1 protein-coding gene is annotated in these 1,552 nt (G+C 67.8%); it reads right to left on the bottom strand.

Features of this window, described 5'->3' with window-relative positions; translation table 11 throughout:
- Position 1: 1 nt before the first annotated feature.
- On the bottom strand, positions 2–1,552 hold a 1,551-nt coding region (locus tag ACV22Z_RS35620), incomplete at its 5' end, for an acyl-CoA dehydrogenase (RefSeq protein WP_448080924.1).

Genomic DNA, 1,552 nt, shown 5'->3' with positions numbered 1-1,552 from the left:
GTCAGAACTGGTCTTCGGTCAACGCGAGCACGCTCTCGCCGCCCTTCGCGCTGACGATCGACGCTTCGAGCCCCGCCGCCTGCACGAGGATGTGCTCCGCGTAAAACTGCGCAATCGCGATCTTCGTATCGTAGAACGCCGGATCGCTCGCGCGGTTCGCATGCGCCGCCACCAGCGCGCGCGCCATCTGCCACCCGCACAGCACCACGCCCGCCAGCTTCAGGTACGGCACGCTGCCCGCGAACACCGCGTTCGGGTCGCGCTTCGTGTTCTCCACCACGTAATCGACCGCCGCCGACAACGCACGCGCGCCCTTCTCGAGCTGCGTCTTCATCGAGGCCGCCGCCGCGCCGTCAAGCTTGCCGAGTGCGTCGACCGTCTGACCGATCTCGCCGATCAGCGCCTTCGCCACCGCGCCGCCGTCGCGCACCGTCTTGCGGCCGACCAGGTCGTTCGCCTGGATCGCCGTCGTCCCTTCGTAGATCGCCAGGATCCGCGCGTCACGATAGTACTGCGCGGCGCCCGTCTCCTCGATGAAGCCCATCCCGCCGTGCACCTGCACGCCGAGGCTCGCCACGTCGTTCACCATCTCCGTGCTCCAGCCCTTCACGACCGGCACCAGATATTCGTAGATTGCCTGATGACGGGTGCGCGTCGCCTCGTCCGAATGGCGGTGGGCAATGTCGCTGTGCGCGGCCGCCACATACGACAGCGCCCGCGCGCCTTCCGTCAGCGCGCGCATCGTGCCGAGCATCCGGCGCACGTCCGGGTGGTGGATGATCGACACCGACTGCTTCGCCGAACCGTCCACCGGACGGCTCTGCACGCGTTCCTTCGCGAACGCCGCGGCCTTCTGGTACGCACGGTCGGCCACGCCGATCCCCTGCATCCCGACACCGAAGCGTGCCGCGTTCATCATGATGAACATGTATTCGAGGCCGCGATTCTCCTCGCCGACGAGGTAGCCGATCGCGCCGCCGTGGTCGCCGTACTGCAGCACCGCGGTCGGGCTCGCCTTGATGCCGAGCTTGTGCTCGATCGACACGCAATGCACGTCGTTGCGCGCGCCGAGGCTGCCGTCTTCATTGACGAGGAACTTCGGCACGATGAACAGCGAGATGCCCTTCACGCCTTCCGGCGCGTTCGGCGTGCGCGCCAGCACCAGATGGACGATGTTCTCGGCCATGTCGTGCTCGCCCCACGTGATGAAGATCTTCGTGCCGAACACCTTGAACGACCCGTCGCCCTGCGGCTCCGCGCGCGAGCGCACCAGCGCGAGGTCGGAGCCCGCCTGCGGCTCGGTCAGGTTCATCGTGCCCGTCCATTCGCCGGAGATCAGCTTCGGCACATAGCGCTGCCGCTGCTCCTCGGTGCCCGCGGTCAGCAGTGCCTCGATCGCGCCGTCGGTCAGCAGCGGGCACAGCGCGAACGACAGGTTCGCCCCGTTCAGCATCTCGATGCACGGCGTGGCGATCAGCTTCGGCAGCCCCTGGCCGTCGTAGTCCGTCGGATGCTGCAGCCCCTGCCAGCCGCCCTCGACGAACTGGCGGAA

It is taken from the genome of Burkholderia sp. PU8-34, assembly GCF_053427725.1.
Note: the sequence above shows the minus strand (reverse complement) of the source record. Positions and strands in the feature narration are given on the sequence as shown.